12 protein-coding genes, 2 tRNA genes and 5 pseudogenes are annotated in these 17,837 nt (G+C 69.7%); 9 read left to right on the top strand and 10 right to left on the bottom strand.

Features of this window, described 5'->3' with window-relative positions:
- Nucleotides 1-230 precede the first annotated feature (230 nt).
- Genes IEJ02_RS44195 through IEJ02_RS44185 form a run of 3 tightly spaced genes read right to left on the bottom strand, consistent with a single transcriptional unit; the run spans nucleotide 231 to nucleotide 5,344 of the window.
- Nucleotides 231-2,366, bottom strand: a complete 2,136-nt coding sequence (locus IEJ02_RS44195) for an acetate--CoA ligase family protein (RefSeq protein ID WP_191069948.1) — start codon at nucleotides 2,364-2,366, stop codon at nucleotides 231-233.
- A gap of 2 nt (nucleotides 2,367-2,368) precedes the next feature.
- On the bottom strand, nucleotides 2,369-3,616 hold the full coding sequence (frc, locus tag IEJ02_RS44190; RefSeq protein ID WP_191069947.1) for a formyl-CoA transferase: 1,248 nt from the start codon (nucleotides 3,614-3,616) through the stop codon (nucleotides 2,369-2,371).
- A gap of 12 nt (nucleotides 3,617-3,628) precedes the next feature.
- Nucleotides 3,629-5,344 carry a thiamine pyrophosphate-binding protein gene (locus tag IEJ02_RS44185; protein ID WP_191069946.1) on the bottom strand — a complete coding sequence of 572 codons (1,716 nt, stop codon included), beginning with the start codon at nucleotides 5,342-5,344 and terminating at the stop codon, nucleotides 3,629-3,631.
- 190 nt (nucleotides 5,345-5,534) lie between these two features.
- On the opposite strand from IEJ02_RS44185, the gene sucC reads away from it, so the two are divergent.
- The 5 genes from sucC (at nucleotide 5,535) to IEJ02_RS49465 (ending at nucleotide 9,744) form a co-directional block, all read left to right on the top strand.
- The gene (gene sucC / locus IEJ02_RS44180) at nucleotides 5,535-6,704 is read left to right on the top strand and encodes an ADP-forming succinate--CoA ligase subunit beta (protein WP_191069945.1); all 1,170 of its coding nucleotides are present in this window, start codon (nucleotides 5,535-5,537) and stop codon (nucleotides 6,702-6,704) included.
- 13 nt (nucleotides 6,705-6,717) lie between these two features.
- Nucleotides 6,718-7,614: a succinate--CoA ligase subunit alpha gene (gene sucD / locus IEJ02_RS44175; RefSeq protein WP_191069944.1), complete on the top strand. Its 897-nt coding sequence runs from the start codon at nucleotides 6,718-6,720 to the stop codon at nucleotides 7,612-7,614.
- 149 nt (nucleotides 7,615-7,763) lie between these two features.
- Complete coding sequence (locus tag IEJ02_RS44170; protein ID WP_191069943.1) at nucleotides 7,764-9,308, top strand: aldehyde dehydrogenase family protein; 1,545 nt, start codon at nucleotides 7,764-7,766, stop codon at nucleotides 9,306-9,308.
- 134 nt (nucleotides 9,309-9,442) lie between these two features.
- A tRNA-Leu gene (locus IEJ02_RS44165) sits at nucleotides 9,443-9,527 on the top strand.
- Nucleotides 9,528-9,546: 19 nt separating this feature from the next.
- A complete protein-coding gene (locus IEJ02_RS49465) occupies nucleotides 9,547-9,744 on the top strand; it encodes a hypothetical protein (RefSeq protein ID WP_223865435.1) in 198 nt (65 codons plus the stop codon).
- Between the two features lie 336 nt (nucleotides 9,745-10,080).
- On the opposite strand, the pseudogene IEJ02_RS50915 reads toward IEJ02_RS49465, so the two are convergent.
- Nucleotides 10,081-11,445: pseudogene (locus IEJ02_RS50915) on the bottom strand (recombinase family protein); the annotation flags it as partial.
- Between the two features lie 331 nt (nucleotides 11,446-11,776).
- Between IEJ02_RS50915 and IEJ02_RS44155 the strand changes: the two are divergent.
- The 3 genes and pseudogenes from IEJ02_RS44155 to IEJ02_RS44145 form a co-directional block, all read left to right on the top strand.
- Nucleotides 11,777-12,187 carry a RidA family protein gene (locus IEJ02_RS44155; protein WP_191069942.1) on the top strand — a complete coding sequence of 137 codons (411 nt, stop codon included), beginning with the start codon at nucleotides 11,777-11,779 and terminating at the stop codon, nucleotides 12,185-12,187.
- Nucleotides 12,188-12,630: 443 nt separating this feature from the next.
- Nucleotides 12,631-12,924: pseudogene (locus tag IEJ02_RS44150) on the top strand (IS110 family transposase); the annotation flags it as partial.
- Nucleotides 12,924-13,355: pseudogene (locus tag IEJ02_RS44145) on the top strand (transposase family protein); the annotation flags it as partial. The pseudogenes IEJ02_RS44150 and IEJ02_RS44145, both read left to right, overlap by 1 nt.
- 62 nt (nucleotides 13,356-13,417) lie before the next feature.
- Here the strand turns inward: IEJ02_RS44145 and IEJ02_RS44140 are convergent.
- The 6 genes and pseudogenes from IEJ02_RS44140 to IEJ02_RS44115 form a co-directional block, all read right to left on the bottom strand.
- On the bottom strand, nucleotides 13,418-14,332 hold the full coding sequence (locus IEJ02_RS44140) for an NADP-dependent oxidoreductase (protein WP_317986074.1): 915 nt from the start codon (nucleotides 14,330-14,332) through the stop codon (nucleotides 13,418-13,420).
- A complete protein-coding gene (locus tag IEJ02_RS44135) occupies nucleotides 14,329-14,790 on the bottom strand; it encodes a cupin domain-containing protein (protein WP_191069941.1) in 462 nt (153 codons plus the stop codon). Before IEJ02_RS44135 ends, IEJ02_RS44140 begins: the two co-directional genes overlap by 4 nt.
- Nucleotides 14,791-14,804: 14 nt before the next feature.
- Nucleotides 14,805-15,758: a helix-turn-helix domain-containing protein gene (locus IEJ02_RS44130; RefSeq protein WP_191069940.1), complete on the bottom strand. Its 954-nt coding sequence runs from the start codon at nucleotides 15,756-15,758 to the stop codon at nucleotides 14,805-14,807.
- 177 nt (nucleotides 15,759-15,935) lie between these two features.
- Nucleotides 15,936-16,248: pseudogene (locus IEJ02_RS44125) on the bottom strand (helix-turn-helix domain-containing protein); the annotation flags it as partial.
- A 66-nt stretch (nucleotides 16,249-16,314) separates the two neighbouring features.
- A tRNA-Ile gene (locus IEJ02_RS44120) sits at nucleotides 16,315-16,388 on the bottom strand.
- A 373-nt stretch (nucleotides 16,389-16,761) separates the two neighbouring features.
- Nucleotides 16,762-16,983 carry a hypothetical protein gene (locus IEJ02_RS44115; RefSeq protein WP_191069939.1) on the bottom strand — a complete coding sequence of 74 codons (222 nt, stop codon included), beginning with the start codon at nucleotides 16,981-16,983 and terminating at the stop codon, nucleotides 16,762-16,764.
- Nucleotides 16,984-17,380: 397 nt separating this feature from the next.
- Here IEJ02_RS44115 and IEJ02_RS44110 point away from each other — a divergent pair.
- Nucleotides 17,381-17,557 (top strand): annotated as a pseudogene (locus tag IEJ02_RS44110) (helix-turn-helix domain-containing protein); the annotation flags it as partial.
- Between the last annotated feature and the right edge of the window lie 280 nt (nucleotides 17,558-17,837).

The following is a 17,837-nucleotide window of genomic DNA, read 5'->3' as shown; positions in this document are numbered from 1 at the left end:
CCCCCTGTCCAAACTCTTCGTGCTCCGGGAAACGTGGGTTGCCCTGCGGATCGGTGGAAGTCGGCCGCGGTTCGGTGGCGCCCCGAAGGGGCGCGGGCCGTGTCAATGTGCGGCTCCGCCANCGAAGGGGCGCGGGCCGTGTCAATGTGCGGCTCCGCCACGTGGGCGCGACCAGCCACGACGGCGCCGCAGACGATCGACGGCAGGTCGGGGCACTTCCAGCGAGACGCTTACGTGAGCAACCCCGCCGACCTGGCCCAGCGGTACTTGGCGCCCAGGACGGCCACCGGCTTCTCGGTGGTGTACGGATAGGCCACGACCCCGCGCTCGAAGAGGTACGCGCACGCCTCCTCGACCTCGGTGTCGCCCGCGAGCGAGGCCACCACCGGTTTGGCGATGCCCCGGGCGCGGAACTCCTCGACGACCCGCGCGGTCAGCTCGGCGAACACCATCGGCGGGGTGACGATGGTGTGCCAGTAGCCCAGGACCAGGGCGTGGATCCGCGGATCCTCCAGGCCCAGCCGGATGGTCGCCTCGTAGGTGGACGGCGGTTCGCCGCCGGTGATGTCCACCGGGTTCCCGGCCGCGCCGAACGGCGGGATGAAGCGGCGGAAGGCGGAGTCCAGGTCCTCCGGGATCTCCATCAGCGACAGCCCGTTGTCGACGATCGCGTCCGACAGCAGCACCCCCGAGCCCCCGGCGCCGGTGATGATGACGACGTTGTCACCCTGGGGTGCGGGCAGTACGGGCAGCGCCCGCGCGTACTCCAGCATCTCGTTCAGGCCCGGCGCCCGGATCACCCCTGCCTGCCGCAGGATGTCGTCGTAGACCGCGTCGTCCCCGGCCAGCGCGCCGGTGTGGGACCCGGCGGCCTTGGCACCCGCGGCCGTACGGCCCGCCTTGAGGACCACCACCGGCTTCCGGGGCACCGTGGCCCGCGCCGCCTCCACGAAGGCCCGGCCGTCCTTGAGGTCCTCCAGGTGCATCGCGATGCACTGGGTGTGGTCGTCCTCACCGAACCAGGTGAGCAGGTCGTCCTCGTCCAGGTCCGACTTGTTGCCGAGGCCGACGATCGCCGAGACCCCGGTCTTGGTCGTCCGGGCGAAGCCGAGGATGGCCATCCCGATGCCACCGGACTGCGAGGTGAGCGCCACCGGCCCCTTGACGTCGTACGGGGTGCAGAAGGTGGCGCACAGGTCCTGCCAGGTGGAGTAGTAGCCGTAGATGTTGGGCCCCAGCAGCCGCACCCCGTGCTCCTCGGCGATGGCCACGATCCGCGCCTGGAGCTCGTGTTCACCGGTCTCGGCGAAGCCGGACGGGATCAGCACCGCGTTCGGGATGCCCTTGCGGCCGACCTCCTCCAGCGCGGCGGGCACGAACTTCGCGGGGATCGCGAAGACCGCCACGTCCACCTCGCCGGGGACGTCCCCGACGGTCTTGTACGCCTTGCGGCCCAGGATGTCGTCGGCCTTGGGGTTCACCGGGTGGATCTCTCCGGGGAAGCCGCCGTCGATGAGGTTGCGCATCACCGAATTGCCGATCTTCCCCTGCTCGTTGGAGGCGCCCACCACCGCCACCGAGCGCGGCTGCATCAGCCGGCGCATCGAGCCCAGGATCTCCTCGCGCGAGTAGCGGCGGCGCGTCCGCGGGGCCGGGTCCCCGATCAGCAGCCGCACATCGGCGGCGAGCACCCCGCTCGCGGTGGCGAACACCGGGTTGAGGTCGACCTCCGTGATCTCGGGGAAGTCCGCCACCAGCCGGGAGACCCGCACGATCAGATCGGCGAGCGCCGCACGGTCCACCGGCTCGCCGCCGCGCACCCCGCGCAGCACCTCGGCGGCGCGGATCCCGTCCAGCATCGACAGCGCCTCGTCCTCCGTCGCCGGGGCCAGCCGGAAGGTGATGTCCTTCAACACCTCCACCAGCACCCCGCCGAGCCCGAACGCCACGACCTTCCCGAAGGTGGGGTCGGTGACCGCGCCGACGATGACCTCCTGCCCGCCGTCCGGGATCATCTGCTGCACCTGGACGCCCAGGATCCGGGCCTTCGCGTCGTAGCCACGGGCGTTGTCGACGATCGCGGTGAACGCGCTCCGCACCTCGGCGCAGGACGTCAGCCCCACCCGCACCCCGCCCGCGTCGGTCTTGTGCAGGATGTCCGGGGACACGATCTTGAGGACGACGGGGAAGCCGATCCGGTCGGCGAGCGCCACCGCCTCGTCGGCGGACTCCGCCAGCCCCTCGGCCGGGGTCGGGATCCCGTACGCGTCGGTGATCCGTTTCCCCTCGGGGGCGGTCAGCGCCGTGCGCCCCTCGGCGCGGGCGGCGTCCAGCACCGCGCGCACGGCATCGTTGTCATACGTCACCGTCAGATCACTCCGTTCGTCTTGAGCAACCGCACTTCCTCGTCGCCGAGCCCCAGCTCCCCGACGTACACCTCTTCGTTGTGCTCACCCAGCAGCGGGGAGCGCTCGACCCGGACCGGGGAGTCGGAGAGCTTCAGCGGGGAGCCGACCGTGGTGAAGGAGCCGCGCTCGGGGTGGTCGACCTCGACGATCATCTCGTTGGCCGCGAGCGACGCGTCCTCGACGATCTCCTTGGTGGACAGGATCGGCCCGCACGGGATGTTGTGCGCCGTGAGCTGTTCCAGCACCTCCCACTTCGGCAGGGTGCTGGACCACTCCTCGATCAGCTGGAACATCTTGGCCAGCTTCGGCAGCCGCGCCTCGGGCGAGGCCCACTCCGGGTCATCGGCCAGCTCGGGGCGGCCGATCAGCCGGGTGATCGGCTCCCAGCCGACCGGCTGCACGATGACGTAGACGTAGTCGTTGGGCCCGCCGGGCGCGCACTTGACCGCCCAGCCGGGCTGGCCGCCGCCGCTGGCGTTGCCACTGCGCGGCACCTCGTCGCCGAAGTCCTCGTTCGGGTACTCGGCGAGCGGCCCGTGGGCCAGCCGCTGCTGGTCGCGCAGCTTGACCCGGCACAGATTGAGCACCGCGTGCTGCATCGCCACATTGACCCGCTGGCCGCGCCCGGTGTGGGTGCGCTGGTAGAGCGCGGCGAGGATGCCCGCCACACAGTGCACCCCGGTGCCGGAGTCGCCGATCTGGGCGCCGGTGGCCAGCGGCGGGCCGTCCTCGAAGCCGGTCGTGGACATCGACCCGCCCATCGCCTGCGCGACCACCTCGTACGCCTTGAACTTGGTGTACGGGCCCTCGCCGAACCCCTTGATCGAGGCGTAGACCAGCCGGGGGTTGATCTCCTGGATGCGCTCCCAGGAGAACCCCATGCGGTCCACCGCGCCCGGGCCGAAGTTCTCCACGAGGACGTCGCTGCGGCGGATCAGCTCGGTCAGGAGCTCCTTGCCGCGCTCGCTCTTGGTGTTCAGCGTGATGCTCCGCTTGTTGCAGTTGAGCATCGTGAAGTACAGCGAGTCCACGTCCGGGAGGTCGCGCAGCTGCTTGCGGGTGATGTCGCCGCCTGTGTTCTCCAGCTTGATCACATCCGCGCCGAGCCAGGCGAGCAGCTGGGTGGCGGAGGGACCGGACTGCACATGCGTCATGTCGAGGACGCGGATGCCCGACAGGGCCTGAGGGGCCTGGGGAGCCTGGGACATGGTGGCGCCTCCCTACTTGTACATGGTCTGGTTCATGGTTCCGGGGGCGTACGCGTCCGGGTCCACCCAGACGTTGATCAGCGACGGCTTGCCGGACTCCCGGGCGCGGCGCAGCGCCGGGCCGATGTCCGCCGGGTCGCGGACCTCCTCGCCGTGGCCGCCGAGCATCCGCGCGAACTGGTCGTAGGGCACATCGCCGAGGGTGTTGCCGACCCGCTCCCGCTCCTCGCCGTACTTGGCCTTCTGGCCGTAACGGATCTGGTTCATCGAGGAGTTGTTGCCGACGATGCCGACGAACGGCAGGTCGAAGCGGACCAGCGTCTCGAAGTCCCAGCCGGTCAGGGAGAACGCGCCGTCGCCGAAGAGCGCCACCACCTCCTTGTCGGGGCGGGCCTGCTTGGCGGCCATCACGAACGGCACCCCGACGCCGAGCGTCCCCAGCGGGCCCGGGTCCATCCAGTGGCCGGGCGACTTGGGCTGGACCACCTGGCCGGAGAAGGTGACGATGTCGCCGCCGTCGCCGATGTAGATCGAGTCCTCGGTGAGGAAGTCGTTGATCTCGCTGACCAGGCGGTAGGGGTGGATGGGGGAGGCGTCGGACCGGAGGCTGGGCAGCCGCTTCTCGATCGCCGCCTGCTCGGCGGCGCGCAGCTCGTCCAGCCACTCCTTGCGCTTGCCCGCCCCGCCGTTACTGTGCCTTATGGGGGGTACCCCGCCAAACCCCCCTAGCCCGGAGGCGGCCTGGGTGACGGCGGAGAGGATCAGTCCCGCGTCGCCCACGATGCCCAGGTCGATGTCCCGGTTCTTGCCGACCGTGCGGTAGTCGAGGTCGATCTGGACCACGGTGGCGTCGGGGGAGAGCCGCTTGCCGTAGCCCATCCGGAAGTCGAAGGGCGTGCCGACGATGACGATGAGGTCGGCATTGGAGAAGGCGTAGCGGCGGGAGAGCTGGAAGTGGTGGGGATCGCCGGGTGGCAGGGTGCCGCGTCCCGCGCCGTTCATGTACGCGGGCACATTGAGGGTGCGCACCAGCTCGGTGGCCGCGCCGGTGGCGCGGGTGGTCCACACCTGACTGCCCAGCAGGATCGCCGGCTTCTCGGCCTGGACCAGCAGATCGGCGAGCTTCTGGACGGACTCGGGGTCGCCGGCGTTGCGGGTGGAGGCGCGGTAGTGCCCGGCCCGGGGGACGCGGGCCTTGTCGACCGGCACCTTGGCGTCCAGCACATCGCGCGGGATCTCCAGGAAGGAGGGGCCGGGGGCGCCGTGGAAGCACTCGCGGAAGGCCATGGAGACCATGTCGGCGGCGCGGGCGGTGTCCGGGACGGTGGCGGCGAACTTGGTGATCGGCGCCATCATGTCCACGTGCGGAAGGTCTTGGAGGGAGCCCATCTTGTGCTGGTTGTGGGCGCCCTGGCCGCCGATGAGCAGCATGGGTGACTCGGCGCGGAAGGCGTTGGCGACACCGGTGACCGCGTCGGTGGTGCCGGGTCCGGCGGTGACGACGGCGCAGCCGGGCTTGCCGGTGATCCGGGCGTAGCCGTCGGCGGCGTGGGCGGCGACCTGTTCGTGGCGCACATCGATGACATCGATGCCCTCGTCGACGCAGCCGTCATAGATGTCGATGATGTGGCCGCCGCAGAGGGTGTAGATGACCTCGACGCCTTCTGCCTTGAGTGCTTTGGCGACCAAGTGCCCGCCGGAGATGAGGTCCTGGTTGTCGTCGGGCATGGCGAATCGCGTCCCTTCGTAGGGGGTCGGTGCTGCCTCGCAGGTGGATCGCTGGATTGCATACAGTCGACGTTATCCTGTATGAACTTTGTTATCCCACCATCGGCCGAGCGATGTCCAGGGGGCGTGCGCCACTCGTTGCATCCAGCGCTGGATCAGGCGCTGTTGACGGGCCATCAGGGAGCTGGCAATGGACCTGTACGAACATCAGGCACGGGAACTCCTCCATGCGAACGGCGTCTTGGTACCGAGGGCGGAGGTCGTGGACACGGCCGAGGCCGCCCGCGCGGCCGCCGAACGGCTCGGCGGACGCGTCGTCATCAAGGCCCAGGTGAAGACCGGCGGCCGGGGCAAGGCGGGCGGGGTGAGGCTCGCCGACGACCCGGCCGCGGCCGAGCTGACCGCACGCCGGATCCTCGGCATGGACATCAAGGGCCACACCGTCCACCGGGTGATGGTCGCCGAACCCGTCGAGGTCGAGCGGGAGATGTACCTCGGCTTCACCCTGGACCGGGCCGCGGGACGCTTCCTGGCCATCGCCTCCGCCGAGGGCGGTATGGAGATCGAGGAGGTCGCGGCGCGCCGCCCCGAGGCGGTGGCCCGGATCGCCGTCGACCCGGCCGAGGGGGTGACCGAGGCGAAGGCGGCCGAGATCGCCGTCGCCGGGGGACTGCCGCGCGAGACGACCGGGACCATCCACCGGCTGTGGACCGTCCTGACCGCGCACGACGCCCTCCTGGTAGAGGTCAATCCGCTGGTGGTGACCCGGGATGGGTCGATCGTGGCCCTGGACGGAAAGGTCACCCTGGACGACAACGCCCGCTTCCGGCAGCCGTCGTGGGACGCCGCCGACGACCGCGCCCGGGACCCGCTGGAGGCCCGGGCCGCTGCCGCCGGGCTCGGCTACGTGAAGCTCGACGGCCAGGTGGGCGTCATCGGCAACGGCGCGGGCCTGGTGATGTCCACGCTGGACGTCGTCGCCGGCTGCGGCGCCCGCCCCGCCGACTTCCTCGACATCGGCGGCGGCGCGTCCGCCCAGGTGATGGCCGACGGTCTCTCCCTCGTCCTCGACGACCCGGATGTGCGCTCCGTCCTGGTCAATGTCTTCGGCGGCATCACCGCCTGTGACGCGGTGGCCGACGGCATCGTGCGCGCCCTGGACACCGTGACCCTCACCAAACCGCTGGTGGTCCGGCTCGACGGCAACAACGCCGCACGTGGCCGAGCCATCCTTGGCCAATTGGCTCATCCGCTCGTCCACCAGGCCGACACCATGGACGGCGCCGCCGCGCGCGCCGCCGAACTCGCCGCGTCCGCGGCGTCCTCCGCGACCGGCACATCCGACCCGTCCGCCGCATAAGGGGGCTCCTCGCATGGCCATCTTCCTCACCAAGGACAGCAAGGTCATCGTCCAGGGCATGACCGGCGCGGAAGGCATGAAGCACACCCGGCGGATGCTCGCCGCGGGCACCGATGTCGTCGGCGGGGTCAATCCGCGCAAGGCAGGGACCCGGGCCGACATCGACGGCCGTACGGTCCCCGTCTTCGGCTCCGTACGCGAGGCCATCGACACCACCGGCGCCGATGTGAGCGTCCTCTTCGTCCCGCCGCCCCACGCCAAGGCCGCCGTCACCGAGGCCGCCGACGCCCGGATCCCGTTCGCCGTCGTCATCACCGAGGGGATCCCGGTCCATGACGCGGTCGCCTTCCAGGCGTACGCCCGGGCCCGCGCCACCCGGGTCATCGGCCCGAACTGCCCCGGGCTGATCTCCCCGGGCCAGTCCAACGCCGGGATCATCCCCGCCGACATCACCAAGCCGGGCCGGATCGGGCTGGTGTCCAAGTCCGGCACCCTCACCTACCAGCTGATGTACGAGTTGCGCGACGTCGGCTTCTCCACCTGTGTGGGCATCGGCGGCGACCCGGTCATCGGCACCACCCACATCGACGCCCTCGCCGCCTTCGAGGCCGACCCCGAGACCGACCTGATCGTGATGATCGGCGAGATCGGCGGCGACGCGGAGGAGCGGGCCGCGCGGTACATCGCCGACCACGTCACCAAGCCGGTCGTCGGCTACATCGCGGGCTTCACCGCCCCCGAGGGCAGGACGATGGGCCACGCGGGCGCCATCGTCTCCGGCTCCTCGGGCACCGCCGCGGCCAAGAAGGCGTCGCTGGAGGCGGCGGGCGTGAGCGTCGGAGCGACCCCCACCGAGACGGCCGGGCTGGTATTGGCCCTTCTGGCCGAAAGACCCGGCAACCTCGCGTGATGTGAGCCATACCCGATCCGCGATCGGGTCACGGTCACGCTCCGTGCCGCTACCTTGCTCCCCGTACGCACACCCTGGCCGTACGGGCGTCCCTGCCGTACGGCCCGCCACATCCCGCCCCGCCTGTGCAACGAGAGCGGAGATCACCGATGGCACCCACCCTCACCCTCAAGCCCGGAACCGCCTGGGGCGACGCCTGGCAGCGCTGCCTGGCCGTCGCCCCCGAGGCGTTCCAGGACGACCGAGTCCTCAACCTCTGGGACGGCACCTGGCACCGCGACGGCCGGGCCCTCCCCGCCACCACCCCCGTGGACGGCACCCCCATCGCGGGCCCGCCACGGCTCGACGCCACCACCGCCCACCAGGCCGTACGCGCCTCCCTCGACCAGCACCGCCGCTGGCGCCACATCGCCCTCCCGGAGCGCCGGGCGCGGGTGGCCGCCACCCTCGACGCGCTCTGCGAGCACCGCGAGCTGCTCGCCCTCCTCCTGGTCTGGGAGATCGGCAAGCCCTGGCGGCTGGCCCAGGCCGATGTGGACCGCGCCATCGACGGCGTCCGCTGGTACGTCGACGAGATCGACCGCATGGCCGAGGGCCGCACCCCGCTGCCCGGCCCGGTCTCCAACATCGCCAGCTGGAACTACCCGATGAGCGTCCTCGCCCACGCCATGCTCGTCCAGGCGCTGGCCGGCAACGCCGTCATCGCCAAGACCCCCACCGACGGCGGGCTGGCCTGCCTCACCCTCGCCTGCGCGCTCGCCGCCCGCGAGGGCATCCCGGTCACCCTCGTCAGCGGCAGCGGCGGCGAGCTTTCCGAGGCCCTGGTCCGCTCGCCCGAGATCGGCTGCGTCTCCTTCGTCGGCGGCCGCGACACCGGCGCCCGGGTCGCGACCGCCGTCGCCGACCTCGGCAAGCGTCACATCCTGGAGCAGGAGGGGCTCAACGCCTGGGGCATCTGGAACTTCACCGACTGGGACGCCCTCGCCCCGCTGATCCGCAAGACCTTCGACTACGGCAAGCAGCGCTGCACCGCCTATCCGCGCTTCGTCGTCCAGCGCTCGTCCTTCGACGCCTTCCTCTCCGTCTACCTCCCGGCGGTGCGCTCCGTCCGCGTGGGTCACCCCCTCGCGGTGGAGAACCCCTCCGACCCCCTTCCCGACCTGGACTTCGGCCCCCTGATCAACGCGGCCAAGGCCAAGGAGCTCACCGACCAGGTGGCCGAGGCCATCGACCGCGGCGCCGTCCCCCTCCACCGTGGCGACCTCGCCCACGGCCACTTCCTCCCCGGCCAGGACCTCTCCGCCTACGTGGCCCCCGTCACCCTCCTCAACCCGCCCTCGACCTCCCCGCTCCACCACGCCGAGCCCTTCGGCCCGGTCGACACCCTCGTCCTGGTCGACACCGAGGCCGAGCTGCTCGCCGCCATGAACGCCAGCAACGGCGCCCTCGTCGCCACCCTCTCCTGCGACGACCCCGCCACCTACGACCGCCTGGCCCCCCAGATCCGCGCCTTCAAGACCGGCCACGGCAAGCCCCGCTCCCGCGGCGACCGCGACGAGCTCTTCGGCGGCTTCGGCGCCTCCTGGCGCGGCGCCTTCGTCGGCGGCGACCTCCTGGTCCGCGCCGTCACCGAGGGCCCGGCCCCCGAACGCCTCCCCGGCAACTTCCCCGACTACCACCTGATGCCCGCCTGACCACCCTCCGTGCCCACCCCCGCGTCCCCCCAGGTCGGCGCGGGGGCGGGCGCCCGGCATACGCAGGTGAAACGCACTCCGAAACCTTGGTATCGTGGTTCATGTCGCCGCGGCCGAGCCGCGGAGCACACCTGGTCCGGGTGGCGGAATGGCAGACGCGCTAGCTTGAGGTGCTAGTGCCCTTTATCGGGCGTGGGGGTTCAAGTCCCCCCTCGGACACCGACCATATCCCCAACTTGTGCGGGTCGAGCTGAGCCTCGGCCCGCACCAGTTGTTTTCCGGGCTCGTAGATCAGCTTGAGCCCGAGGTTCTGGTAGACCTCGGCCTTGTCCCGCGGCTCGGCGTCGGCGAGGACGTCGGGGATGGGGCCCAGCGGCTTGAGCATGGCGCGGATCTCGTCCTTGGTCATCCGGCGCTGGCCGGTGACCTGGCGTGACCGGCTGAGCGCTTCGGCGCGGTGGGCCTGGACCTCGGCGGTCCACTGGGCGACGAGTTTGGGGTCCGTGCCTGCTTCCAGGGCTTCGCGGTAGCGGGCGAGCTTGGTGTCGCATTCGGCGATCACCCGTTCGGCGTCCTCTGCGCCTGGGGCGGGTGCGATGTCGGGTTGAGCGGCCTGCATGAGAGCGATGGTCTCTTCCAGTCGGTGGGGAGCGAAGGCCAGCGCGAGCCAGTTGTCCAGCGGGGGCAGGAGATCCCGTTCGGGGAGGTAGACGTTGCGCGGGTGGGTGATCTTGTTGGCCAGGGCGTATTCGTTGGGGAAGCGGCAGCGGTAGTACAGGCGGTCCTGGCTCTGCTGGCCTTGCATGCGCCGTCCGCAGATGCCGCAGTGCAGCAGTCCGTGGAAGACGTACGGGTGGTGGGTGCGCTTGCGCTCGCGGGTGTTCTTGCCTGCGCCCTTGCCCGCGAGCATCTGCTGGACGTGCTCGAAGGTCTCGATGGTGATCAATGGTTCGTGGACGGGAGAGGAGGACCATACCCAGGTATCGGGCCGGTTCCAGCGCATCCGGGTCTCATGGCCCAGGGCCACGTTGTCGACGTCGAGGAGGACTTCGTCCTTGCGCTGCTTGTTCCACACCTGGTGTCCGGTGTAGCGGGGGTTGGACAAGATCGTGCGGATCGCGCCCTTGGACCAGGCGATGCCGGAGCGGTGGCGATTACGGGCGCGGTCGTGCGCGGACGGGCAGGGGATGCCCTCGCAGGTGAGGATTTCGGCAATGGCGAAGAGACCGTATTTGGCGACCTGGTAGAGGTGGAAGATCCTTTGCACGATCGGCGCGGTGACCGGATCGGGCTCCAGGCGGCGCAGGCGGCGCCCGTCGGCAGCCTTGGCCGGGTTCGGGTGCGGTCCGGCGTCGACGAGCCGGTAGCCGTAGGGCGGGCGCCCCCCGAGGTAACGGCCCTCGATCTTGGCCTGGGCGCTCATCGCGGCGCGGACCCGGATCTTGATGCGGTTGCGTTCGCCCTTGCTCATGCCGCCGAAGACCGACATCACCAGGTCGTGGGCTTCGGACTCCGGATCGATGGGACCGCCGACTTCGGGCACCCACAGTTGCACGCCGTAGTGGACGAAGACGGGGAACGTCAGGCCGAACTGGTTGCCGTAGAAGGCGCGTTGCGGCTCGCCGATCACGACGGCTTCGAAGCCACGGTCGGGGTGTTTGAGCTCCTCCAACAGGGCGGAGGCGCGGGGCCTGCGTTGCCAGGGGATCGACCGTGACTGGCCGACGTCGAAGAACTGGGTCACGATCTTCCCGTGGGGCTCGATGAGTGCCTCGGCTCGGGTGATCTGCCAGTTGCGGGAGGCTTCCGGGTCCTGCTGGTCTTCGGTGGACACCCGTCCGGCGAAGGCGAAGCGTGTCCTCACGCTGTCCTCCTTCTCTTCCTCTACGCCGCTTCCTCGGTCCCGATGGGGTCCTCCGGGGGACGGTCGGCGCCTGTGTGTGCGGTGGACGGCCTGGAGCAGCCGTAGCAGCGCTACCGCGGCGGGCGGGGTGAGCACCGGGGGCTCGGAAGGGACCGCGACGGTGACCTCCGGTCCGGGGTGCCGCTCCGGTACGCCGTCCCCGCGAGAGGGAAGGTGCGCGTCGACGTGGGCTGGGAGGGACGGGGGCTGTGGACGTTTGCTGGGCTCACCCATCGGCATGCCCTCCGTTCCGGAGGCCGGTTTCATCGGCTACGCCGGTGGTCCGGCGCGCGATGGGCTGGTCCCACCCGAACGTTGAAGCGGCATGAAGCAGCTGCTCAGGCCCGGTATTGGGCCCCGGTGGACCACCGGGCGTGGAGCTGAGGCAGGGCGGACCGGTCGGGTACCCCGGAGTGCGGGTCGCAGCCGAGATCATGTGAGACCTATTGGGCGGCTGACGGCAGTGGCCCATCACGGGAGTCGACGGGCCAGGAAAATGTGTCGAACGCCGAGTCGACCTTTGAGAAGGTCCTGAGTGCCCCGGAACTGCTGCGAAAGGAAGCCCGTGCCGCGCGCTGTCACATTGATTCGCTCTGCCTCCCTGTCCGATGTTGCGGAGTACGCCTACGCGGCCACGGCCCCGGCCCAGTCGCGGCTGATCTTCCTGGCCGGAGCATGTCCTCTGAATGATGATGGCTCCACTGCGGCGATCGGGGACGTCGCGGGGCAGGCGGCCAAGGCTGTGGAGAACATGCGGACCGCTCTGACGGAATCGGGCGCGTCACTGCACGATGTCATCAGCACCCGTGTTCTTGTTGCCTCTCACCGGCGGGAGGACCTGGTGACGGCATGGGAGGTTGTCCGGGACGCGTTCGGTGACCACGACGTGCCCAGTACATTGATGGGTGTCACCGTGCTCGGCTATGACGGCCAGCTCGTGGAGGTCGAAGCCATCGCCGCCGTGCTTGATTCCTGAGCCGACGGACCATCCCTGCCGAGGGACCAACCGCCCCGCCCGGGTTTTGGCTCCAGTCACGATCGGAGCCAAACGAGGAGGGCGGCAGCGGTGACGGTGTCGAGATAAACGTACCCGCGCTTGTCGTAGCGGGTGGAGGGCCGGGCGAGACGTCTGTCTGTATGCAGCGCCGAGAGTGGTTCGACAAGAGCGACGCAGGTCCGGACCCTGCCATTTCGAACTCGATCGCCATACCGTTCCGTGGTTCGAGCCATTCTCAGGACCACCTCACGATCAGCCGGAGCCGTGGAGCTCTTCACGAGAGCGAGGACCCTGGGCATAGCTGGGGCCACGGACGGCTGATGGGGTGGTGCGCCCGCGAGCGCTTCTATGAGGTCGCCGGGTGGTCCTGCCACGGCTCAAAGCGACGGACAGCGAAGCCTCGAAAGGAGCACGCTTCGCACGTGACCTGCGGAATCGACTGGGCCGAAGACCACCACGACGTGGCAGTGGTCGACTCCGACGCCCGACTGCTCGGCAAGCTCAGGATCAGCGACGACGCGGCGGGCTTCCAGAGCCTGCTGCGGCTGCTGGCCGAGCACGGCGGCAGCCCGGACGATCCGATCCCGGTTGCGATCGAAACGTCCCGCGGACTCCTAGTGGCCTCCCTACGGGCCTCGGGCCGGAAGGTCTACGCGATCAATCCAATGGCCGTCGCCCGGCACGTCGTCTCCCGGTCGGGTAGCCCCGGGGGGAATCGCGTGACCACCGACTGGCCGCACCCAGCAAGAATTACCGCTACTCCGCCCATGTGCAGGTGGCCATCGACGCCGACACCCGCCTGGTCATCGCCACCGGCGACCCACAACCGGGCAACCGCAACGACTGCACCGTCTACCGCACCTCCGGCATCGACCAGAAACTGGCCGGGCGTCCGGTGATGGCTGACGGCGGCTACCAGGGCAACCCCGACGTGTTCATGCCCTACCGTAAACCCGCCGACGGGACACTGACCGACTGGCAGGAAGATCTCAACGCCATCCACCGCAAGGTCCGCGCCCGCGTCGAACACGCGCTCGCGCGGATGAAGCGCTGGAAAATCCTGCGGGACTACCGACGCGCGGCCAGCACCCTGGCGGACACCGCCTCGGGCATCGCCCACCTGCACAACCTCGCCCTCACGGGCTGACCGCGAATCGGTCAGTGGTCACTACCAAGAGCAGTCACGAGACACCCTTAGCTCGGCCCGGCTTAGCTTCCGGCCATGGCGATGACCAGTCTGCCGCCCTTCGGGCGCTGCTCGCGCTCCAGCTCCGTCAGGGCGGGAATCGCCTCGGCCAACGGGACCGTACGGGCGATGGGCAGGCGCAGGGTCCGGGCCACCTCCTCCAGGTCGGCGGTCACCGGCCGGCCCATCATCGCCCGGAACGGGCCGGGCAGTGCGCTTCTGATCATTTTGGCCGGGGTTGGGACGATGTCGACGATGGTTCCGCCGGGCTTCAACAGCGTTCGGGCCGCGGCGAAGGGAAGCATGCCGGGCGTGTCGAGGACGAGATCGAACCGTTCCGCGAGGGCGGCCGGGTCGAAGCCGAAACCCACAACCGGTTCGACGCCGAGCTCGCGGGCCTCGTCGGTCGCAGGGTTGCGGCAGCTGCCGGCGACCGAGGCTCCCCGCGCCCGGGCGAACTGGGCGGCGGCCCGGCCCACCCCGCCCAGGCACCCGTTGACGAAGACCGCCTGCCCGGGCCGGATTTCCGCCGTGGCCTGGTAGGCGGTCACGCCCACGGTCGGCAGGGCGGCGGCCTGCTCATACGAAAGGTCCACCGGTTTGAGCACGACCGCCTTCTCCGGGGCCGTCACCATCTCGGCGAACGCCCCCGCCTGCCGGAACCGAGCCAGGCCGAGTACCGCGTCGCCGGCCTTCAGGCGGGTGACGCCGGCGCCGACCGCCTCGACGACTCCGGCGAAGTCGTGCCCCATCGCCCAGGGAAAGGAGCGGCCGGTCATCAGCTTCATCTCGCCGTTACGCATCTTCCAGTCCAGCGCGTTGGAAGCCGCCGCTCGGACGCGGACGAGAACCTCATCCGGACCCGGGCGTGGTGGCTCGAACTCTGCCAGCCGCATCACCTCCGGGCCGCCGTAGCGGTCGTATTGAAGGCGCTTCACGAGGCGTATTCGTTCGAGATCTCGGTGGCGAAGTTCTTCCAGAGCGGTTGCATGGTCTCGGCGTTGACCGGCTGCCCGGAATCGATCATGGCCTTGAAGTCGCGGAAGTACTGCACATACAGGTCCGGCGTGAAGGTGTTCAGCATGACCGCGTTCTCGTCGCCGACGTTGGCGAACGTATGCGGCGCCCCGGTCGGCACGATGACCCAGGTGCCCGGCCCGGCGTCGTATTGGTCCTCGCCGACGGTGAACCGGAAAGTTCCCGCCAGCACGTAGAAGCCCTCGTCATGCTGGGCGTGGCGATGCTGCAACGGGCTCGGGGTGCCTGGCGGAATGGTGACCTCGGCGAACCCCAGCCGGTGGTCGGTGTGCTCGCCGTTCTCCAGGATGCGGATCTGCTGTGCCCCGCTGCCGAGGATCTCGCCCTCACCGGGGCGGACGATGTTTACCTTCGCCACGACTTCTCCTATTGCTATTGCCTGCCTTGGTCACCACCATCCTTTCCCGGGCCGACTGTGCGCGTCTTGGTCGTCCGTGCACGGTTGCTGGTTACCAGTGCACGGGCGTTGTAGCCGTACGTCGCCTTGAAGAGCTTGCTGAAATGGGTGGGATCGGAGAATCCCCACCGGGCGGCCACGGCGGTGACAGTACGCCCGCTTCCGGTCAGCTCGGCCCGGCAGCGCTCCAGGCGGCGACGGCGGATCAGGGCCGCGACGGTGAGCGGCTGGTCCTCGAACAGCTTGTGCAGCCGGCGTACTGAGATGGAGTGGGCGGCGGCGATGCCGGGCGGGGACAGATCGGGATCGGCCAGCCGCGCCTCGATGTAGCCGGTGATCCGGTCCCGCAGCCACTCGTCCGGGGCCGGTTGTTCCTCGCCGAGCCGGGCCTCCAGTGCGACCGCGATCAGCTCGACGACGGCCGCCGCCGACCGCAGCGCCTCCGCCTCGCGGAACCCGGTCGCCGACCGCACCGACTCCCGGGCCAGCACGGAGACGAGAGCGCCCGGGCCGTGGCTGCCGTCGATGCGTACGCCGATGAGCCGGTCGATCTGCGCGGGCCGGATCCGCAGCTCCCGACGCGGAACCAGGATGGTGACGTGCGCCGCGGCGGTGCTCTCGAACCGGAGCGTACGCGTGGGATCGAGCAGCACCAGGTCGGTCGGCCCGAGTTCGGCGTCGCCGCGCCCTTGCTCGATCCGCGTCCGGCCCCAGTTCATCACCTTGACCGCCAGGTTCTCGCCGTCGGAGGCGTCGCGCTCCCGCCCGATGCAGGAGCTCTCTGGCGTGTCGAGGGAGACCAGCCGCAGCGGCCCGAGGTCGCGGGTGGCGATCCGGCCCCGGAAGCCGGCCCCGGCCAGCTTGTTGACCAGCGGCGGAAACCCGCTGGCGGCCAGCTCGTCCTGGAACGTCTCAAGGTTGCCGATCACCGGTCAACGATAACGGCGACACTTCTGCTCGGGCACGGTGTTCGCCGGGCGTTACAGCGGCGCCGGACCGCATCGGCTCTACCAGGCTCTGGTGCACGCGGTGGACGGCTCGGTCGCACCAGCGACCGACGGCCGAACGGTGAGCGCAGCACCGATATCGGAATTGGTGCACCGGACCGGGACCAGTGCCAGTAGCGGGCCGAGGGTGTCGATCACGCGATGGGCGGCGGAGTGCGAGACGCCGAACAGCGGTCCGATCTGGCGCAAACAGCGGTCCGATCTGGCGCATCGTGAGGTTGGTGCGCCAGTAGGCGGCGACCAGTAGCACGCGGTCGGCTAAGTCCAGTCGCCATTGCCGGCCAGGGCGGCCGTCGGCGATCTCGTCCCCGCCGCGCTGGGCCACGACGCGCACGAGCTTGCGGAACTGGCCAGGCTGTAGGCCGGTGAACGGTGCGATCCACTCCGACCGCGATGCCGTGATCACCTGCATCCCACCGTGATCAACGATCACCTGGACACACCTGTCACCGGTTACGAGACAGCCTTTAGACGGAAGTGGTTGCGGCGGGATTCGAACCCGCGACCGCATCGGCTTATAAGACCGGCGCTCTACCACTGAGCTACGCAACCGGGAGCTGAGCCGCGGCCGTCGGCCAAGATCGACGCATGACCGTAGAGCGGCGGGGCCCAGGTCTCTTTGCAGCGCCTGCAGCCACAGTCACCGGAGCTGCATCGGGACAAGACACGGACGCAACACATCACGGCACACCCCCTTTCCCGGCGAGCGGAGTTAAGGGGCCGTGCGGCGCTTATTGCGCCCCCGTGAGGGGTTCTGTACGCCCTATTTCTCTTGCACGCATTTGAAGACAGTCTCCGTAAGAGAAAACTCGGCGATCTCACCGGAGTATTTACAGATGTGAGCCTTGTCGCTGATGGCGATCAGTTGGCCACCCCAATCGGGAAGACCGTCGCGCAATGCAATGATGTGAAGTCCCTCAGAAGTTCAGGAGTGGGTCTCCGGTCCGCCCGACTGCTCCAGCCGGGCCCAGCTGGTGGTGGTCTGCTCGCGGGCGGCTTTCTTGAGTGCCCCGCGGACGGCAGCGGCAGCGGACTCCAGGACGTGAGGCGCATGTTCGGAAGAGCTGGCGCCGCGCCGGGTGAGTGTCGTGGCCGTCCGCAGCTGGGAACGGACGTCGAAGGCCCGCTTCTCAGTGCGTGTTTCCAATCAGAAGGCAGGTGCAGTTCGGCGAGCGTGGCGCCGGGCCGCGCTCCGCTAGATGGCTGCGTAGGTGAGAACGGCCCGTCCCTGCCCGTCAGGGACGCGGGGCTTTCTCGCCGTGCATGGCTTGTGTATTCGGCTGCGAGCCAAGGGCCGAGGTCGTTGATGAGTGCTGTGCAGGTGCGTTCTGCCGAACGCTTCGGTGACCTGAGCGCGGGCGGCATCGACGACGGGGACGAACGGTGCTGGCACTCGGTCCAGTGCGCCTTCGCGTGCGATCGTTCCGTCGCGGTCCAGCCCTCGTTCGTTCATGGGGCCACTGTGCCGTTACTGACTTCGGCGTCAGGGTGAGCGTTGACGAAGTTCCCGATGAGGTCGGAGCGGTGGCTGTATCTCGTGGTGTGTGAGATATGGCGATGGGGGCGGGTTGACCGGTGCGGGGCGTCGGCGCCGGGAGTCGGTACGGATGCAGGCGGCCGAGTTGTTCGAGCAGGAGGTCAAGTCGTTGGAGGTCGCACGGCGCCTACGAGTGAGTCCGAAGTCGGCCTACCACTGGCATCAGCTGTGGCGGGAAGGTGGACACCGTCCTCGTGCGCCCGCAACCCGAGGACTGTTTTGCACATCATTCCGGGTGGCATGACCGGGACCGGGATCGCCGGGGCAGGTGCCGCGCTCGCCGGCTGTGAGAAGCAGCCGACCGGCGGCCAGGACCGGTCGGGCACGCCCAGCGGGCATGTTGCTGCAGACAGTTCCACCAGGAGGGTCCATGTTCCCCAAGATCCGCACACGCCGCCTCGTCCTCGCCACCGCGGCGGCCGCTGGAGCCGCCGCGTTCGGGGCTGTGACGGCGGCGTGCACGC

This window comes from Streptomyces sp. 5-10, from assembly GCF_014712245.1.
Taxonomy (GTDB): Bacteria; Actinomycetota; Actinomycetes; order Streptomycetales; family Streptomycetaceae; genus Streptomyces; species Streptomyces violaceusniger.
The sequence above is the reverse complement of the archived record's forward strand: the minus strand, read 5'-3'. Positions and strand labels throughout refer to the sequence as shown.